Annotated in this window: 3 protein-coding genes; all 3 read right to left on the bottom strand. The window is 58.3% G+C overall.

Features of this window, described 5'->3' with window-relative positions; translation table 11 throughout:
* Positions 1–137: 137 nt before the first annotated feature.
* Positions 138–470 carry a recombinase RecT gene (locus tag FYJ78_RS12795; protein ID WP_195847983.1) on the bottom strand — a complete coding sequence of 111 codons (333 nt, stop codon included), beginning with the start codon at positions 468–470 and terminating at the stop codon, positions 138–140.
* A 2-nt stretch (positions 471–472) separates the two neighbouring features.
* On the bottom strand, positions 473–2,425 hold the full coding sequence (locus FYJ78_RS12665; protein ID WP_154621757.1) for an ATP-binding protein: 1,953 nt from the start codon (positions 2,423–2,425) through the stop codon (positions 473–475).
* A 108-nt stretch (positions 2,426–2,533) separates the two neighbouring features.
* Positions 2,534–2,788, bottom strand: coding sequence for a LysM peptidoglycan-binding domain-containing protein (locus FYJ78_RS12660; RefSeq protein WP_195847982.1), 255 nt, complete (start codon positions 2,786–2,788; stop codon positions 2,534–2,536).
* Positions 2,789–3,307 lie beyond the last annotated feature (519 nt).

Below are 3,307 nucleotides of genomic sequence, written 5' to 3'. Positions count from 1 at the left end.
AAGAGCGTTTCTACAATCATCTGCACTTCTACTCATTGGAGGAGCTGAACCTGCAGATGCGCCGTTATCTGACACGCTCGAACGACATTCCCTCAAAGGTTCTTGGATGGGATTCCCCGAAAGAGAGACAAAAAGCATTATCCCTTGTATTTCAACCGAAAAAAGCCCCAAAAATCCAAGGCGATATTATGGATTACATCTATGGGGATGTTCTTGTATGGGATGATGTACGCAAAGCCGAGGTTCGGGTTGATTGGGAGTTTCATCGTCGCCGCCGTCATCGCCGCGCCGAGGATGGTCATCGGATCGGCCTCCTGCAGGGCAGGCGTCGCGTTGACGAGGCTCAGCACACTGGCGGAGAAGGCGCCCGCGCCTTTGCCGAGCACATCGTCGAACTTTTGGCGGAGCCCCGGCCCGTTGAGCATCTTCTTCAGGACGAGGGCGGAGTTGTTTTTCTGGTTGGTCATCATGGTTAGTCCTCCTTGATTTTGACTCTGAGCGTGCCATCCGGCGCGGAAACGATGAGCCGGATGGTCTGCTCGCTTACTTTGGCTATCTTGCACACGCTCTCGGCGCGGTCGACGATGACCGGCAGGTTTGTGTGGAAGTGCTTGTTGAGTACGTCGATGATCTCGAGTCCTGCGTTGACCTGGGCGGCGGTGTTGCTGCTCTTGTACTCGACCCATTCGCCCGCGGTGTTCTTGGTCATCGGGTTACACACCTGCTCAAGGCCGCCGTTGACCTGCTCTTTGAAGAGCTGCCAGGACACGGTCTTGAAGTGCTTGTTGACGCTGCGCGTGATGGCCTGCGCTTTGGCGCGGATGAAGCGGTCGCAGAGGTCGAGTCCTGCTTCAATCTTGTCGAGTTCGCTGGAGTCTTTCTTCTGAGCAGCCCGCAGTTCCTCGATGCGTGCGCGGGCGCGTTCTGCGGCTTGATAGGCCACTTTTTCGGCGGTCAGCGCGTCGAGGTGTGCCCGTGCATCATCCTCGGCTGCCTGCGCTTTGGCAAGCGCCTCGGCGTCAATGGCGCCGCCCCGCAAGGAGCCCCTGGCCTTCTCGATGCCCGCGAGGATTTCCTGCCCTTCCTCCGTCGCCTCGAAGGGCGGCGGCGTCTGGATCTTGGCCTCTATGTCTGTTGCGCGCTTGGCAGCTTCCTCCGACTTCTGGGCTTCTTCTGCGGCGAGAGCTTCCTGCTCGGCGGCCTTGGCGTCAAGCTCCGCGATCTTATCTTTGCTGCACTGCTGGCCTTCGGTGTTGATGTGCTGCTTCCGCGCGCTCTTGCGCTCGTTGAAGCTCTGTCGGAATTCGGCGATCTTGCCATCCGGCAGGTGCTGACCGCATGTTGGACAGAATTCCTGCGCATCGCTCCAGACCTCCGCCTGCACCTCGGCGTATTCCTCGAGGAGCGCGTCACGCTTGGCCTTGAGGGCAGTGATGGTCTCGCGTACCCGCTTGGCTTCCTCTGCCGCTTTGGTGGCAGCCCGCTCATGCTCGTCGCGCTCGCGCTTGGCTTGGCTGACCGCGTCGTAGGCATCGGCGTTCTTCTTGGCTGCCTCGGCATCGTAGGCAGCCTGCTTGGCTTTGAGTTCGGCTTCCTTGCCCGCAAGGACGGCCTTCGCCACCTCTGCTCCCTCCGGATGCTTGGCGTCTGACGTGGCGGCCATGGCCTGATCGAGCGTTTCCTTGGCAGTCTTGAGGTCGGCCTCGATGGCCGCCAGCTCACGCCCGTCCTCGGGGAGTGCTTTAGTCGCCTCGTCGATGCGGGCGGGCAGGGTATCGAGTTCCTTGTTGAGCTTGCGGCGCTGTGCCGCGGCGACTTTCTTGTATTCGTCGACGCTGTAATGCTCGTCCGTCGTGCCGGGCCGCAGCAGGACTCCGCTGAGTCCCTCGAGGCCGTTCTCGCGGATGACGTCCTCGTCGTTGACCTCCTCGCAGAGCTCGAAGAGCACCGTGCGGCGAGCCTCCGGCTTCATCGTCTGCGGGAAGTAGCCGTGGATCAGGAGCATCTTCATCTGCTCGATGGTCGCCCCCGTGGCCTGCTGGATGGTCTCCTCGTATGTCTTTTTCTTCTGCTGGACGCCGTTGACGTACCAGTCGGTGATATGGCCGGAGAACTCGCGTGAGGCGCTGCCGCGCTTCTTCGTCCACTTCTCGTAGTAGTCTTTCGCGAAGGTGAAGCGCTCGCCATCGTCCTTCTCGACAGTCATCTCGGCCTTGTGGTGCAGGTCGTGCGCGCCGGCCGTCTTGGGGCTGAAATCCTTCTCCTCGGTCGCCGGAGCGTCGCAGAACAGCCAGGTGACGGCGTTCGCGATCGTCGTCTTGCCCGTGCCGTTCGCTCCGAAGATGTCGGCGTCCTTGCCGTCGAAGTCGATGTCGAGTTCGCGGATGCCGCGGAAGTTCTCGAGCCGCAAATGCAAAATCTTCATGGTGTTTCTCCTCTCGTTTTGTTATAATGGTCTTGGTTGTCCCCGCTTCTGGGGATATCTTCATGGTGAGGCTCTTCCGGCTGGTCCCTGGGAGAGCCTTTTTGCGTGTCAATTTTTCGCCCGGTACTGGATGCGCAGGGTCTGTCCCGGCGTCAGGTTGCCGGTATCGATGCCCTCGTTGAGCTGCTCCATGTCGTGCTTGTAGTCGAAGATATACCGGTCATCCGCGTCCATCTCCCGGAAATGCTCGACGATGCTCCACCAGGTATCGCCCGGCTGCACCGTGTAGGTGATCTCGACGAGGTGGGTGTCTGCCGCCGGGCGGCTTGTCAGCCCGATGGAGATGGCCGCGATTCCGACCAACGCCGCGCATATCGCGGCTTTTTTTAGGTTGCGGGTCTGCTCCTTGCGCCGCCTCGCGACGCGCTCTCTGAATGTCATGCTCCTGAGCCTCCTTCCTTCTCCAAGTACATCTGGATCTCACAGCCGATAGCCGTGCCGGTTTCCTTGTCCATATCTTGCAATCATCATGCACCGTACCTTTCCTCGAAATACCTGCGGCTGATCCTGCCGCGAATAAAGAGAAACCCCTTCTTCTCCAGCTCCCGGTTGAGCTCTGCAATGATCTGGTACGCTTTCGACCGCGAGCAGTTGAAGAGCTTCATGACATCTGAGACGTACAAGAACGTGTGGAGTTAGAATATAAATAGTACAAGTCAAAATGAGAAATCCTAAATAAGTTTATGACATGGTATAATATATGTACCTATCTTGAGGAGGATTTCAGAATGGCTAAACAACATGACAAACAGTTTAAACTTGACGCAATTCAATATTACGAAGATCATAAGGAGCTTGGCTTGCGTGGCTGCGCCAATAACC

It is taken from the genome of Wylensekiella montiformis (assembly GCF_009697385.1).
GTDB lineage: Bacteria > Bacillota > Negativicutes > Selenomonadales > Selenomonadaceae > Selenomonas_A > Selenomonas_A montiformis.
Note: the sequence above shows the minus strand (reverse complement) of the source record. Positions and strands in the feature narration are given on the sequence as shown.

Excerpts from the sequence above, each read along its gene's own strand:
- FYJ78_RS12795 (WP_195847983.1), bottom strand. The coding sequence starts at position 470 with ATGATGACCAACCAGAAAAACAACTCCGCCCTCGTCCTGAAGAAGATG.
- FYJ78_RS12665 (WP_154621757.1), bottom strand. The coding sequence starts at position 2,425 with ATGAAGATTTTGCATTTGCGGCTCGAGAACTTCCGCGGCATCCGCGAA.